The sequence below is a fragment of the Vicinamibacterales bacterium genome, assembly GCA_035699745.1.
Classification (GTDB): domain Bacteria; phylum Acidobacteriota; class Vicinamibacteria; order Vicinamibacterales; family 2-12-FULL-66-21; genus JAICSD01.
The window spans coordinates 1-13647 of the sequence record DASSPH010000079.1 but is presented as its reverse complement, the minus strand read 5'-3'; the positions used below and the strand labels follow the sequence as shown (position 1 = coordinate 13647).

Sequence of the window (13647 nt, the reverse complement as noted above, 5' to 3'; positions counted from 1 at the left end):
CAGCCGGGACGCGCGTGGGCCTGCCTCTCCAACCGCCGATCGAGCCGATGCTCGCGAAGCTCGCCACCGATCTTCCCGAGGGTGACGGCTTCATCTACGAGCCGAAATGGGACGGCTTCCGCGCGATCGTGTATCGCGGCGGCGGCGACGTCTACATCCAGAGCCGCGACCTGCGGCCGCTCGATCGTTACTTCCCGGAGCTGCACGACGCGTTGATCGCGCAACTGCCCGAGGGGTGCGTGATCGACGGCGAGATCGTCATCGCCACCGCCACAGGCCTCGACTTCGACGCGCTGCAGTTGCGGCTGCATCCGGCCGCGTCGCGCGTCGCCAGGCTCGCGGCGGCGACGCCGGCGTCGTTCGTCGCGTTCGACGCGCTGGCCGCGGACGGCGAGGATCTGCGCCAGTCGCCGCAGCGGGAACGGCGCGCGCGGCTCGAACGCGTCCTCGCCGGCGCCAGGCCGCCGGTCCATCTCACGCCGATGACGCGCGATCGCGGCCAGGCGGCCGAGTGGCTGTCCCGGTTCGAGGGAGCGGGGCTCGACGGCGTGATCGTCAAGCCGGATTCCGCCGTCTACGAGCCCGGCAAGCGGACGATGATCAAGGTGAAACACGTCCGCACCGCCGATTGCGTGGTGGCCGGCTTCCGCTGGCACAAGAACGGGCGCGGCACGCTGGTCGGCTCGCTGCTGCTGGGCCTCTACGACAACCGCGACCGCCTGCATCACGTCGGCGTCACGTCGGCATTCAACATGGCGGCGCGCCGCCAGCTCGTCGGGGAGCTGGCGCCGCTGCGGAGCAACGCGCTCGAGCATCACCCGTGGCGGGACTGGGCCGAGGCCGGCGCCGGCGAGATGACCCGCATGCCGGGCGGCCAGAGCCGCTGGAGCGCCGGCAAGGATCTGTCGTGGGAGCCGCTTCGGATCGAGCGCGTCTGCGAGGTCAAGTACGACCACATGCAGGGGGATCGATTCCGCCACGCGGCGGTGTTCCTGCGGTGGCGATCCGACAAGCGGCCCGCAGACTGCCGCTACGACCAGCTCGAGATCACGACTCCGTACGAGCTCGAGAAGGTTTTCGGGGCCGCCGGCCGGAGTCGCTGACGTGCCAGTCGGCGGCGATATCGTCGTTCGGATCGAGCGGTTCCTGGGGCGGCCGCAGCTCCGCCGGCACGTGCTGCAGGTTGACGCGGACCCGCGTCCACGTGTGAAAGCGGCCGCGCATCGCGTCCACGAGGACGTCCGCCGGCTGGAGGTGGGCGGCGGCGTCGGGATGGCGCTGCTTCCACCGCTCGAAACCGTCGAGCGCGTCCGACTTCTTTCGCGCGCGCCCGATCTCGACGAGCGGATGCGCCGGCGTCCGCCGGCGCGAAGGAGCGACGCGCGGACCTTCACCCGCCTGCTTGCGGTAGTGCGGCGGCCATGGCGCGTCCCCCTGCCCTTCTTTTTCCTGGCGCGCCGACAGCTCGAGCAGCGCGTCCAGCGACCCGGCGCGATCGTCGATCGCGGCGTGGCAGTCGCCGATGGCCGCGAATCGGCCGGGCATGGTCAGCAGCGTGAAGTCCCCGGGCTCGCAGGCGTCGACTTCGTCCCACGCCAGCGGTGCGGAGACGCGGGCATCGGGCCGCGGGCGCACCGAGTAGGCCGCCGCGATCGTGCGATCCTTCGCGTTCTGGTTGTAGTCGAGGAACACGCCGTGCCGCTCTTCCTTCCACCACTTGCTGGTGGCGAGCTGCGGCGCGCGCCGCTCGACTTCACGCGCCAGCGCCAGCGCCGCGCGGCGGACCTCGGTGAAGCTCCACCGCCGCTCGATGCGCACGTAGACGTGCATGCCCCTGGATCCGGAGGTCTTCGGCCATCCGGTGAGCCCCGCGTCCACGAGCGTCGCGCGGACGACGGCGGCGACCTGGCGAATCTGCGCCCAGCCGATGCCCGGCACCGGATCGAGATCGACGCGCAGCTCGTCAGGATGGTCGAGGTCGTCGTCACGAACCGGATGCGGGTGCAGCTCGAGGCAGGCGAGATTCGCCATCCAGGCGAGCGCCGCGGCGTCGCGCGGCACCACTTCCTCGGCGGTGCGCCCGGAAGGAAACTGCAGCGCGACCACGTCGATCCACGGCGGCCGGGACGCCGGCGCGCGCTTCTGGTAGAAGAACTCGCCGTCGATGCCGTTCGGATACCGCACCAGTACGTTCGGCCGGTTTCCCGCCGCGCGCAGCGCTCCGTCCGCGACCGCGAGGTAGTAGCGGACCAGGTCGAGCTTCGTCACGCCCGCGCCGGGAATCAGGATCTTGCGCGGGTTCGAGATCGGAACTTCCCGCCCCGCGGCCAGGACGATCTCGTGATCGGTGCGACTGGGCATGGTTCACGATGGATGCGGCTAGCTGCCGCCTTTCAGCAGCGCGAGCAGGTCCGCCTTGGTCAGCGGCCGATCGGGATTCGGCGCGTGCACCGTCACATGACGCTCGAAATCCAGCTTCAGTCGCTCGGTGTTGTCGACCAGCGTCCTGATCGCCGGACTGACGGGCTGGCCGGCGGCGGGCACGTTGAAGTCGCCGGTGAAGAGGATGCGCTCTTTCGGCAGGAAGGCGATGAGCATGCCGTCGCTGTGCTCGAGATCCTTCACGTGGTGCAGCTCGATCGTCCGGGCGCCGTCGGTGAGCACGCGCTTGTCGCCGGCGCCTTCCACCATGGGCTTGCGCCGTGATTTCGCGAGCGCGTCGCCGGCCAGGGTCCGCGCGTTGCCGAGCGCTCTGGCGAGGAACGCGGCATTGTTCGTGTGCGTGATGATCGTCACTCCGTCCGCCGCGAATGGCGCCAGCCCGCTCGCGTGATCGAAGTGCGCGTGCGTGTTCACCACGTAGCGGATCGGCTTCGACGGAAAGAGCCGCTTCGTCTCGCCGATCACCGCGAGCCCGCGCGCCTCGTTCTGCCCGCCCTCGAGGACCACGACCTCGTTCCTGAGCTCGACGGCGAGCGCGACGTAGCCGCCGGTGATGCGGAACACGCCGTCCGCGAGCTTCTCCGACTGCACCGCCGGCGGCGCGGGCGGTCCGGCGGGCGCCCCGCCGGGTCCGCCGGCGCGGCCGCCGCCCGCGGTGGGCGGCTGGAGCAAATCCGCCAGGTTCGGCGGATTCGCGATCGCTTCGTTCACCGTGGCCTCGAACGTCTGCATGCCGCCGCGCTTCTGGACGATGCGTCCCGGCACTTTCACGCCGTTGACGTCACGGTAGTCGCTGTAGCTCTGCTCGACGTGCAGGTCGCCCATCACGGGATGCTCGATCCACGTCTCCACCCGCTCGATCATCTGCCGATCGTTGACATAGCCGATGACGCGATAGGGCTGCCCGGACGGAGCTTTCTGGGACGGCGACCAGGTCAGCGCTGTGAACGGCTTGCCGTCGATCCGCTGAGCGCGTGCGGTGGCGTTGTTCGCCGCCGCGCCCTGGAGGAACCCCCACGGGGTGAGCCAGATCTCGACCTGCTGCGGCCACGTCGCCGTCGGCGCGATGCCCTGATTGAACGTGCCCGGCTGCGGCGGCGGACCTCCCGCCGCCGCCGGCGGCATCGTCGTGCCGATCGCACGTGAAGACGGCTGGCTGAGATCGAGCGTGCGGCGGTAGCCGGCAATCGCCGTCATCGCCAGCGGGCCGGCGATGTTCTTGCTCTGCCCGAAGTTGCCCGTCGCCGCGGCGCCCGAATAGGTGATCGAGGTCAGCGCCTCGGCTCCCATGGCCTTCTTTACGGCGGCGATGGTGCCGGCGGCGTCCTGAGCCGAGACGCCGGTCGACAACACGGCGGCGAACGCGAGTCCGATGGCGGTCTTGCGCATGCTTCCTCCAGTGGCGGCCATTATAGGTGTGCGCGGCGCCCGGTCATTCCCGGCGAATCGTGCGCGCGCGCTTGTCCGTGCGCAGGCCGAGAAATGCGGCGTGCCGGAGGTGACCGTCCGCGGTCCATTCCACGAACCGGACCTGCGCGACGAGGCGCGGCTCGACCCAGCGCATCTCGCGCATCTGCTCGGCGGTGACGCCGCCGCCCCAGCGCGAGGGTCTGGCGTTGGGCAGATCCGGGAACGGACAGCGCGCGACCTGCAGCGGCGCGAGGGCGGCGGCGACCTCACGGCGGAGCCGGGGCGTGAAGCCGGCGCGGACCTTGCCGGCGAAGCGCAGGTCGCGCCCCTCGAACACGCCCACCAGCAGCGCGTCGATGCCGTACGGCCCGGGCCGGTAGCCGCCGATGACGAACTCCTGCTGCCTGTCGAGCTTGAGCTTCACCCACGCGCCGCCGCGCTGGCCGGCGCTGTAGCGCGAGCTCCAGCGCTTGGCGATCACCCCCTCGAGGCCCAGCGCGCGTACGGCCTCGGCGACCTCGCCGGCGCTGCCCGGCAGCGGCTCCGACAGGAGCAGTCCGGAACTGCCGACGATGGCCGGAAGCTTCGCGCGCCGTTCCTTCAGCGGGCGCGCCTCGAGGCTTTCGCCGTTCACGTGCAGCAGGTCGAACGCGTAGAACACGATCGCATGGCCGGCGTGCGCCGAGCGGTGCTGCAGCGCCTGGAACGACGGGCGGCCGGCGGCGTCGACGGCGACCACCTCGCCGTCAATCACGGCGGATTGCGCCGTCAGACGGCGGCCGGCGCTCACCACCTCCGGATACGCGCGCGTCAGATCCTTGTCGTTGCGCGACCGCAGCCGGACCTCGGCGCCGTTCTTGATGACGAGCGCTCGATAGCCATCGAGCTTCAGCTCGTAGAACCAGTCGTCTCCCTCGGGGAGGCGTTCGACCAGCTCCGCCGCCATCGGCGGGATGAATTGGGCACGCATGCCGGCTCGCATTCTAGTGTGCGTTATGCTTCGCCGGAGTACCGGCGCCGCATGCCTCCACGCGACCCCCGCCGAGCGTTCACCGCCGCCGTTGACGCGCTCGCCGCGCAACTGCGCGGCGACACCAGCATCCTGGCCGCGATCCTCGGCGGCAGCCTGGCTCACGACACCGTCTGGGACAAGTCGGACGTCGACCTGGTGCTGATCACGATCGACGAAGCGAAGATCGCGGCGGACAGCATCTCGCTCTACGCCGACGGCGTGAACGTCCACGCGATGCTGATCACGCGCGCCGCGTTCCGCAAGCTGGTGCAGGGATCGCTGCAGAACTCGTTCATGCACTCGTTCCTCGCCAAGGGACGGCTGCTCTACACCCACGACCAGACGATCGCGCAGCTGTGCGACACCCTGCACACGCTGGGGGAGCGGGATCGCGAGCTGCAGCTGCTGCGGGCGGCAACCGCCGCGCTGGGGCCGCTCTACAAGGCGCACAAGTGGCTGATCACGCGCGGCGATCTGGACTACGCCGCGCTGTGGCTGCTGTACACCGCGACGCCGCTGGCGATGATCGAGGTGATCGGCGCCGGGCGCGTCGCCGGGCGCGAGGTCATTCCGGAGGCGCTGACGTTGAACCCTGCTGTCTTTTCGGCGATCTACACCAGTCTGCTGCATCAGCCGGTGACGCGGGCCCGCATCGACACCGCGCTCGCAACCGTCGACCGCTACCTCGCCGACCGCACGCCGGCCCTGTTCGCCGCGGTCTTCAAGTACCTGCGCGACGCCGGCGAGGCGCGCGGCTGCGCCGAGATCGAGCATCACTTCACCCGGACGCTGGGCGTCGACGGCGTGACGATCGCCTGCGAGTATCTCGCCGATCAGAGACTGATCGGCAAGGTCTCGCTGCCGGTCCGGCTCACGAAGCGAAGCACGGCGATGGTGCAGGAGCTGGCATTCGTGCACCTCCAGCCGGCGGCGGACCCGCTGGACGACGAACACTGGGAACCAGGCGAGCCGGGCACGGGACGGCGATGACACGATCACGGACGGCGCGCACGACGGTGGCCGTGCAGGGGGCCCGCGTCCACAATCTGAAGAACATCTCGATCGAGATTCCCCGCGATCGGCTCGTCGTCATCACCGGGCTGTCGGGCTCGGGCAAGTCGAGCCTCGCGTTCGACACCATCTACGCGGAGGGGCAGCGCCGCTACATGGAATCGCTGTCCACCTTCGCCAAACGGTTCATCGCGCAGGTGACCAAGCCCGACGTCGACTTCGTGTTCGGGCTCTCCCCGGTGATCTCGATCGAGCAGAAGACGCTCGCGAACAATCCGCGCTCCACCGTGGGCACGATGACCGACATCGCGAGCTATCTGAACCTGCTGTTCGCGACCATCGCCCAGCCCCACTGCCCGCGGACCGGCGAGCCGACGCCGAGCCGCAGCGCGAGCCAGATTCTCGAGGCGATTCTCGCCCTGCCGGAGGGAGCCGAGATCGAGCTGCGCGCGCCGGTCTTCAAGGTCTACGGCGAGGATCTGGAGTACGTCTTCACCGAGCTGCGCAAGAAGGGCGTGCGCCGCCTGATCGTCGACGGCCGGCCGATCGATCTGTCGGAGAAGACCGAGCTGGAGGCGTCGGACGTCGAGCACATGGACGCGATCGTCGACCGGTTCGTCGTCGGCCGGCGGCACGAGAAGGCGATCAAGGCGGGGATCGCCGCCGCGCTGCTCGTCGGCGACGGGCTGATCCAGCTCCATGCCGGCAAGGGCGCGGGCAAGGCCGACGCGGAGCGCCTGTACAAGTCCGTCACGAGCCCGTCCCAGCACTTCGTCTACGGCGAGATCGGGCCGGACTTCTTCATGTTCAACAACCCCGAGAGCGCGTGCCGTACGTGCGGCGGCCTCGGTGTGGACAAGCTCACCCACCCGGAGCTGCTGGTTCCGGATCCCAGGCGCAGCATTCTCGGCGGCTGCTTCGTGCGCGAGGCGTTCAAGTACAACCCGGACACGTGGGACGGCCGCCTGATGTACAGCCTGTCCCGGAAGCTCGGATTCGGTCTCGATACGCCGTGGACGCAGTTGCCCGAGCACGTGCGGCACGCGATCCTTTACGGGATCGAGCCGGCGAAGGTGCGCATCGCCTCCCCGCCGGAGGCGAAGGTGAAGCTGCCGCCCGACCAGGAGGGGCGCGAAGTCGGCTTCGGCGGCATCGCGCGCCGGATCGAGCGGTACTACCGGCGCTACCGGCAGCGCGGCGAAGTGAACTCGCGCATGGAAGCGTGGCTCGACAAGGTGATGGTCGAGCACGTCTGCCCGGACTGCAAGGGCGCGCGCGTGCGCGCCACGCGGCTGCTCTTCACCATTGCCGGACGGACGCTCTACGACGTCGGGCAGCTGAACTTCGACGAGCTGCAGGCCTTCCTGCAGACGATCAAGCCGTCCGGCCGCGGCGCCGACGCCGGGCGCCAGGTCCTCAACGAGATCCGCGCACGGCTCCAGCTGCTGCTGGGGATCGGTCTCGACTACCTGAACTTCAACCGCCGCTCCGGCACGCTCTCGGGCGGCGAGTCGCAGCGCATCCGGCTGTCGACACAGATCGGCTCCGGCCTGATGGGCATGCTCTACGTGCTCGACGAGCCGAGCATCGGGCTCCACCCCAAGGACAACGCCAAGATGATCGCGACGCTGAAGAGCCTCCGCGACATCGGCAACACCGTCATCGTCGTCGAACACGACGAGGACACGATCCGCGCCGCCGATCACGTCATCGAGATGGGACCGGGACCGGGCGTCCACGGCGGGCGGGTCGTCGCCGAGGGCACGCTCGCCGACGTCATGAAGTGCAAGGCGTCCCCGACCGGCCAGTTCTTCTCGGGCAGGCGGGCCATCCCGGTGCCCGGCCGCCGGCGCGGCGGCAACGGCCACTCGCTCCTCATCCGCGGTGCGCGCGAGAACAATCTGAAGAACATCGCGGTCCGGATCCCGCTCGGAAAGCTGGTCGCCATCACCGGCGCGTCGGGGTCCGGCAAGAGTACGCTGATCAACGAGATTCTCTACAAGGCGCTGTGGAAGCGGCTCGAAGACACCCGCACGCTGCCCGGCGCGCACGACGGCGTCGACGGCCTCGAGCACGTCCACAAGGTGGTGAGCATCGACCAGTCGCCGATCGGCCGCAACAGCCGCTCGAACCCCGCGACCTACGTCGGCTTCTACGACACCATCCGCGATCTCTTCGCGGCCGCGCCCCTTTCGGTCGAGCGGGAGTACCAGCCCGGACGCTTCAGCTTCAACGTGAAGGGCGGCCGCTGCGAGGAGTGCCAGGGCGAAGGCTCGATCACCACGCAGCTCTACTTCATGCCGGACGTCGAGGTGACGTGCGGCGCCTGCAAGGGGGCGCGATTCAACAGCGACACGCTGGAAGTCACCGTCCGCGGCAAGACGATAGCGGACGTGCTCAACATGTCGATCGAAGAAGGAGTGACGTTCTTCAAGACCGAACCGGCGCTGGCGCGCAAGATCGAGGTGCTCGACGCGCTCGGGCTCGGCTACCTCACCCTCGGGCAGTCCTCGACGACCCTGTCAGGCGGCGAAGCGCAGCGCATCAAGATCGCGACCGAACTGAGCAAGCTGCAGCGCGCGAAGCACACCGTGTACATCCTCGACGAGCCGACGACCGGGCTGCACCTGGCGGACATCGAGCGGCTGCTCCTGGCCTTGAACCAGCTGGTCGACGCGGGACACACCGTGATCCTGATCGAGCATCACATGGACGTCATCAAGACCGCCGATCACGTCATCGATCTCGGGCCCGAAGGCGGGCACGCCGGCGGGCGCGTCGTCGCCGCCGGAACGCCGGAGGACGTGACCCGCAGCAAGGCTTCCCACACCGGGCGCTTCCTCAAGACGCATCTGGCCGCCCGGACCTGATCCACTCGGCGAGCGCCGGCGGGTAGGCCGAGTGCTCGTCGCCGGCGAGCATCGACCAGACCAGCGCTCCCTCGTAGCCCGCCTGCTTCGCCGCGTCGAGCACGTCGCGGAGACGCGCGCTGCGCCCCGAGAATTCCCCGAGAATGGCGGGACGGTCGTCGAGCCCGAGTTCGCTGACCGGCCGCCGCAGCGCGTCCCAGCCGAAACGGTCGTACCAATGCACCTGGTAGAAGTCGAGCTCGAGCCCTCTGACCAGATCGAGGTTCCACGTCCCGGCGGAGCCGACCGTGACGGGCTGTCGGGCCGCGTCGTGGATGCAGCGCACCGCCTCTCTGAGAAAACCTTGCATGGCCGCGAACGGAATCGCCCGTTTGCGGGAGAACAAGCCACCGCGCAGGCACCACTCCGGCTCGTTCATCACGTCCCAGGCGACGATGGCGGGCTCGTCGGCGAACGCCGCGACGATCGGCCGGACGACGCGATCGACCAGGATGGCAGCGTCCCCTGCCTCTGCAATCAGATGCGATCGTCCGCCGAGCTGAACGCCGTCGACGATCTGTTGCGGCGCGCAGAGGTGAAAGTCGAACAGCACGGGCATCAGACCGACGTCGTGCCGGCGCGCCGCGGCGACCAGCGCCGCGGCGTCAGGCAGAACGGCGGCGTCGATCGACGCCGGCACGCCGTGCGCATCGAACAGCACGCCGGATCGCAGATCGCACAGTAGAAACACGCGCACCACCCGGATGCCGTCGCCGGCGAGCGTCGCGAAAGCGCGATCGAGCGCCTCGAGCGACGCCGGCTGCCGTGCCAGGCCGACGTCCGGGTACCACGCGCTCGCGCCGATGTCCGTCCCGTAGCCGACCCAGGGAAGATTGACGCCGACGACAAAGCGATCGGGATCGGGCGTACGCCACATGCGCGACACAGGTTACCGCGGCCCGCCGCCTGCATCGACGGCCGACACCCACGAACTCCCGAGTCCGGTCACCTCGCGGTGCGGACGACGCGCGACGTCAGCGGCCGAGCCCGGCCGTCTCAATGGCATCCTGACGGGTGATAATGGCCGCGAGGTGACCGTGATGACCCGCTGTGCGCCGACGATCGCGCTGCTGGCGGCGCTTCTGCTCGCGGACGGCCGCTTGCCGGCCGGCGCGCAGGAGTTCCGCGATCTGTTCAACGGCCGCGATTTGGCCGGGTGGGTCAACGTGAACACCGCGCCGGACACCTGGCGGGTGCGGGACGGCGTGTTGATCTGCTCGGGCCGTCCGATCGGCGTGATGCGCAGCGCCAGGGAGTACGAGAACTTCGTGCTGCACATCGAGTGGATGCACACCGAGCCGGGCGGCAACTCGGGGGTGTTCATCTGGAGCCGGGCGACGCCCGATCCGGAGAGCCGGCTGCCCGACGGCGTCGAAGTGCAGATGCTGGAGCTGGACTGGCCGAAGCTGAACACCCGGGACGGCCGTGTGCCGCCGGTCGCGTACGTGCATGGAGAATTGTTCGGCGTCGGCGGCGTCAAGACGGTTCCCGACAACCCGCGCGGCGAACGCAGCATGTCGATCGAGAATCGCGCGAAGGGACGCGGCGAGTGGAACACCTACGACGTCGTCGCCGTCGATGGTGTCGTGAAGCTGGCGGTGAACGGCGTGTTCGTGAACGGCGTCAGCAAATCGACCCAGAAGAAGGGCTACCTCTGCCTGGAATCCGAGGGAGCGGAGATTCACTTCCGCAATATCCGGATCATGGAGCTGCCGAGAGGAGTCAGCTAGATGGCGGACGTGAAGAACCCCGGCGTCGCGGCGGTGCTCAGCGCGTTGGTTCCCGGCATCGGCCAGTTCTACAACGGCGACTTCCTCCGCGGGATCTTCTGGTTGATCGTCACTCCGGGCTTATGGATCGGCTCGGGCGGCCTGCTCGGCTGGATCTGCCACGTGATCGCCGCGATCACCGCCTACAACCGCGCTCGCCGCAAGAACGCGGTCCGGCTCCTCGTGCCGTAGCGCCGCGGCCGAATGATGGAGCCGTGGACGCGCTGATCAGGAACCGTGAGGTGGTCGAGGTCCCGGCGCCCCTGGGGCATCACGGCATCGTGCTGCGCGCACGATCGAACGCGCCGGCGTGCTCCAGCGTGTACTCCGCGATGGTTCGCTCGGCGGAACCTGCCCTGCCGGTCACGGTGACGTGAACGCGCGTCGCGGGAAGCGCGCGGAGCTGTGCCGCCGGGAACGCGTTCAGGATCTCCAGCTGCCCCGGCCGCACGGTGACGTCCGACACGCGGCGGATCTCTTCGCCGGAGGCGCGGCGCGTCACGACGCTCACCGTCTCGACGCCGGTGAAGTCGGCGCGGATCCGCGACACGACCAGGTCGTCGTCGGCCCATACCGCGCAGGGGACGATGCCGGAGCCTTCGAGCGTGAACATCCGGATGCGCACGCCGTCGGCGGCCAGGCGATTGAGGATGGCGTCGGTGACGATGGTGTGCAGCCGGCCCTGGCGTGCCATCGCCGCGATGCCGCGCGCCAGCGCCTCCCCCGCCTCGAGCTGCCGCGCGCACTCGGCGCAGGTGAACACGTGGTCTTCGATGCGCGCTTCGTCCGCGCCGCTCAACTCGCCGGCCCAGTAGTCGGCGACGTCGGCGAAGGCAATGGGCGCGCCGCAGCGCATTCCGGTCATGTCGTCCTCGCTCCGTGCAGGCCGACGCAGTCGCGCAGGCGCTCGAGCGCGCGATGGCGTGCAACCCGAACCGCGGCGCCGGTCAGTCCGAGATCCGCGGCAATGTCCGCCGAGCTCTTCTCGGCATAGAAGGTCAGCACCAGCACGCGGCGGTCGCGCTCGGCGAGTTGACGCAGGCAGCGCTCCACCGCCCCGATGTCCGTCGCGTCCTCGGTCGCCGCGGCGTAGAGTTCCGGCACGTGGAACTGCGACGTCAGATGCTCCCGGCGCCGGGTCTTGCGCTCCGCGGAACCGGCCAGCATCCGGCTCGTGCCGAGAATGAAGGAGCCGATCTCGTCGGGATTCCGGACTTCGCCCGCGCGCAGCCGTTCGATGGTGAGGAGCAGGACCTCCTGCGCGAGGTCGTCGGCGGCCGCGGCGTCGCGCAGGTGCTTGATGCCGTACAGCCGCACGCGGCGCGCGAAGCGCCGGTACAGCTCGGCCTCTGCCGCCTGCGCCGAACCGGGTGACGCCGTCGCGATCGCTTTCGCGACGTCGGCGTCGCTCGCGGTGGCCGGACCCGCGCCTGAGATCTCCTGCACGACTGGGACGCTAACAGCCGTCCCAGCCGTGGTCAAGTCGCGCCGCGCCGTCGCGGCAGCGTGTCAGCGCGTCGGCGGCCGCTTGCCCAGATTGCTCCTGGTCGGCGGGCCGCTGACCCAGTTGACGTCCCACCCCGCGTCCACGGTGATGAAGACGAGCGCGTCGTCGGACGCCCACGCCTGGTGGTGCATGCGCGCGGGCAGGTAGTTGAAGCCGCCCGGGCCCAGCTCGTGCCGCGCCCCTTCGTGCTCGAAGACGAACGTTCCCTTGATCACCGTGTGAGTCTCGTTGGCGCTGTGCCAGTGCATCGGCACGTGGATCTGCCTGGGGATGCGAATCAGGAGCTGCGTCGCCTGCGTCTTCGGATCGACGCGCAGGATCGCCGCCTGCGGCGAGTCGGCGCCGAGCTCCGGAACCATGATTTCCCACTTCAGATCGTCGTACGCCGTGCTGGCGCTGGTCTTCGGCGCGCCCTGATGCGGGTGCGCGGGCGCCTGGGCGGCGAGTGTGAGCGCGAAGAGAAGGCTGGCGATCGTGAACATGTCGGTGCGACTCCTTGTTGGACGCCGTGGTTTCGTGCGTTCTGACAGGAAGTGCCGCGACCGGCGGGAGCGTTACAGGCGACCTTCACCGGTGTCCTGAGTGATGGCGCGTCCGCGCCGGGAAGACGCGCCGCGGCAGGATGCCCCGGCGTCGACTAGAATGGGCTGCCCGCGGTGATCACCGGCCTGGTTCTGGTCTCGCTGTCGCTCGATGCGGCTGCCGCCGATGCTGAGGGTGTGCTGAGGCTCGTCTGAGTCGCCATCGATCGAGCCGCGGCTTGGGGTCGATCAGGGAGGATGTATGCGCCGCGTTCTGCTCGTGGTGATGGTTCTGCTGCTCGCCGGTCACGTTACGCGTGTCACCACTGCAGAACAACCGTCGAAGGCGCCGGCGCCTGGTGCGCAGTCCCGGTCGCCTTTGGAGGGCGTCTGGAAGGTCGTCGAGCTGTCAACGCGAGCGCCTGGAGCGGACTGGACGGCCGCCACCCCGCCGTACTTGAGCGTCTACATCTTCACGCCCAGGCACTACAGCTACATCTTTGCGCCGGGAGCGGGACCGCGACGGTTGTTCGCCGGTGGTCCCGGTCAACCGTCGGACGCGGAAAAAATCGCGGCGTATGACTCCATCGTCGCCGGCGCGGGGACCTACACGCTCGAGGGGACCACGCTGACGATGACGGCCGTCCTGCATAAGAATCCCAACGAAATGACCGGCGAACCCATCAGGTACAGTGTCGAGATCGAAGCCGATCGCGTGCGGATGACGATTGCCAATCCGCCGTTCGCGCCGGGCCGTGAGCGGCGCACGCTGCTCGCGCGAGTCGAGTGAGACACACGCATGCGCCGGTCGGGGCCGCCGCCGGCGAATCTTGACCGCAACTGGCGCGTCGCCGACCGACGGCGTCAGCGCACCTTCATTACGATGAAGGTGAGATCGTCGTACTGCTCCGCCTCGCCGATCCACTCTTTCAGCTCCGCGGAAAGACGCGCGCCGATCTCGTTCGCCGGGAGGTGAGCGGTCCGGCGGAGCAGCACCTGCAGGCGTTCCTCGCCGAACTCCTCGTTCTCAGGACTGTGCGCCTCGGGAACGCCGTCGGTGAAGGCG

Annotated in this window: 14 protein-coding genes; 6 read left to right on the top strand and 8 right to left on the bottom strand. The window is 69.3% G+C overall.

Annotation, left to right across the window (positions count from 1 at the left end; all coding sequences use genetic code 11):
• The first annotated feature begins 14 nt into the window (after nucleotides 1–14).
• Nucleotides 15–1103 carry an ATP-dependent DNA ligase gene (locus VFK57_19610; GenBank protein ID HET7697930.1) on the top strand — a complete coding sequence of 363 codons (1089 nt, stop codon included), beginning with the start codon at nucleotides 15–17 and terminating at the stop codon, nucleotides 1101–1103.
• Here the strand turns inward: VFK57_19610 and ligD (VFK57_19605) are convergent.
• From ligD (VFK57_19605) to ligD (VFK57_19595), 3 genes are read right to left on the bottom strand one after another with little or no spacing between them, the layout of a single operon-like run.
• The gene (ligD, locus tag VFK57_19605) at nucleotides 1048–2361 is read right to left on the bottom strand and encodes a non-homologous end-joining DNA ligase (protein ID HET7697929.1); all 1314 of its coding nucleotides are present in this window, start codon (nucleotides 2359–2361) and stop codon (nucleotides 1048–1050) included. The genes VFK57_19610 and ligD (VFK57_19605) overlap by 56 nt on opposite strands.
• Nucleotides 2362–2379: 18 nt before the next feature.
• Nucleotides 2380–3831 carry an MBL fold metallo-hydrolase gene (locus VFK57_19600; protein ID HET7697928.1) on the bottom strand — a complete coding sequence of 484 codons (1452 nt, stop codon included), beginning with the start codon at nucleotides 3829–3831 and terminating at the stop codon, nucleotides 2380–2382.
• 43 nt (nucleotides 3832–3874) lie between these two features.
• On the bottom strand, nucleotides 3875–4822 hold the full coding sequence (gene ligD / locus VFK57_19595; protein HET7697927.1) for a non-homologous end-joining DNA ligase: 948 nt from the start codon (nucleotides 4820–4822) through the stop codon (nucleotides 3875–3877).
• A 51-nt stretch (nucleotides 4823–4873) separates the two neighbouring features.
• Between ligD (VFK57_19595) and VFK57_19590 the strand changes: the two genes are divergently transcribed.
• Entirely contained in the window at nucleotides 4874–5854 is a 981-nt protein-coding gene (locus VFK57_19590; protein HET7697926.1) for a hypothetical protein, read from the top strand.
• Nucleotides 5851–8745: an excinuclease ABC subunit UvrA gene (uvrA, locus tag VFK57_19585; GenBank protein ID HET7697925.1), complete on the top strand. Its 2895-nt coding sequence runs from the start codon at nucleotides 5851–5853 to the stop codon at nucleotides 8743–8745. Before VFK57_19590 ends, uvrA begins: the two co-directional genes overlap by 4 nt.
• Here uvrA and VFK57_19580 read toward each other — a convergent pair.
• Complete coding sequence (locus tag VFK57_19580) at nucleotides 8717–9661, bottom strand: hypothetical protein (protein HET7697924.1); 945 nt, start codon at nucleotides 9659–9661, stop codon at nucleotides 8717–8719. The two genes, uvrA and VFK57_19580, sit on opposite strands and share 29 nt — an antisense overlap.
• Nucleotides 9662–9824: 163 nt before the next feature.
• Between VFK57_19580 and VFK57_19575 the strand changes: the two genes are divergently transcribed.
• Nucleotides 9825–10514, top strand: coding sequence for a DUF1080 domain-containing protein (locus tag VFK57_19575; GenBank protein HET7697923.1), 690 nt, complete (start codon nucleotides 9825–9827; stop codon nucleotides 10512–10514).
• Nucleotides 10515–10745: a hypothetical protein gene (locus VFK57_19570; GenBank protein HET7697922.1), complete on the top strand. Its 231-nt coding sequence runs from the start codon at nucleotides 10515–10517 to the stop codon at nucleotides 10743–10745.
• A 79-nt stretch (nucleotides 10746–10824) separates the two neighbouring features.
• Here VFK57_19570 and VFK57_19565 read toward each other — a convergent pair whose 3' ends face one another.
• The 3 genes from VFK57_19565 to VFK57_19555 all read right to left on the bottom strand — a co-directional run bounded on the left by VFK57_19565 (nucleotide 10825) and on the right by VFK57_19555 (nucleotide 12542).
• The gene (locus tag VFK57_19565) at nucleotides 10825–11418 is read right to left on the bottom strand and encodes a zf-HC2 domain-containing protein (GenBank protein HET7697921.1); all 594 of its coding nucleotides are present in this window, start codon (nucleotides 11416–11418) and stop codon (nucleotides 10825–10827) included.
• The gene (locus VFK57_19560; GenBank protein ID HET7697920.1) at nucleotides 11415–11999 is read right to left on the bottom strand and encodes a sigma-70 family RNA polymerase sigma factor; all 585 of its coding nucleotides are present in this window, start codon (nucleotides 11997–11999) and stop codon (nucleotides 11415–11417) included. The genes VFK57_19565 and VFK57_19560 overlap by 4 nt, the downstream gene beginning before the upstream one ends.
• Before the next feature lie 63 nt (nucleotides 12000–12062).
• Nucleotides 12063–12542 (bottom strand): cupin domain-containing protein, encoded by a 480-nt coding sequence (locus VFK57_19555; protein HET7697919.1) that lies wholly within the window; start codon nucleotides 12540–12542, stop codon nucleotides 12063–12065.
• 301 nt (nucleotides 12543–12843) lie between these two features.
• On the opposite strand from VFK57_19555, the gene VFK57_19550 reads away from it, so the two are divergent.
• Nucleotides 12844–13371 carry a lipocalin-like domain-containing protein gene (locus tag VFK57_19550; GenBank protein HET7697918.1) on the top strand — a complete coding sequence of 176 codons (528 nt, stop codon included), beginning with the start codon at nucleotides 12844–12846 and terminating at the stop codon, nucleotides 13369–13371.
• 74 nt (nucleotides 13372–13445) lie between these two features.
• Here VFK57_19550 and VFK57_19545 read toward each other — a convergent pair.
• The coding region (locus VFK57_19545) for a SpoIIE family protein phosphatase (GenBank protein ID HET7697917.1) at nucleotides 13446–13647 on the bottom strand (202 nt) is incomplete at its 5' end.

Bases quoted from the DNA above. Each gene is read 5' to 3' on its own strand.
- ligD (HET7697929.1), bottom strand. From the start codon at position 2,361: ATGCCCAGTCGCACCGATCACGAGATCGTCCTGGCCGCGGGGCGGGAA.
- VFK57_19600 (HET7697928.1), bottom strand. From the start codon at position 3,831: ATGCGCAAGACCGCCATCGGACTCGCGTTCGCCGCCGTGTTGTCGACC.
- ligD (HET7697927.1), bottom strand. From the start codon at position 4,822: ATGCGTGCCCAATTCATCCCGCCGATGGCGGCGGAGCTGGTCGAACGC.
- VFK57_19590 (HET7697926.1), top strand. From the start codon at position 4,874: ATGCCTCCACGCGACCCCCGCCGAGCGTTCACCGCCGCCGTTGACGCG.
- uvrA (HET7697925.1), top strand. From the start codon at position 5,851: ATGACACGATCACGGACGGCGCGCACGACGGTGGCCGTGCAGGGGGCC.
- VFK57_19580 (HET7697924.1), bottom strand. From the start codon at position 9,661: ATGTGGCGTACGCCCGATCCCGATCGCTTTGTCGTCGGCGTCAATCTT.
- VFK57_19575 (HET7697923.1), top strand. From the start codon at position 9,825: ATGACCCGCTGTGCGCCGACGATCGCGCTGCTGGCGGCGCTTCTGCTC.
- VFK57_19570 (HET7697922.1), top strand. From the start codon at position 10,515: ATGGCGGACGTGAAGAACCCCGGCGTCGCGGCGGTGCTCAGCGCGTTG.
- VFK57_19565 (HET7697921.1), bottom strand. From the start codon at position 11,418: ATGACCGGAATGCGCTGCGGCGCGCCCATTGCCTTCGCCGACGTCGCC.
- VFK57_19555 (HET7697919.1), bottom strand. From the start codon at position 12,542: ATGTTCACGATCGCCAGCCTTCTCTTCGCGCTCACACTCGCCGCCCAG.
- VFK57_19550 (HET7697918.1), top strand. From the start codon at position 12,844: ATGCGCCGCGTTCTGCTCGTGGTGATGGTTCTGCTGCTCGCCGGTCAC.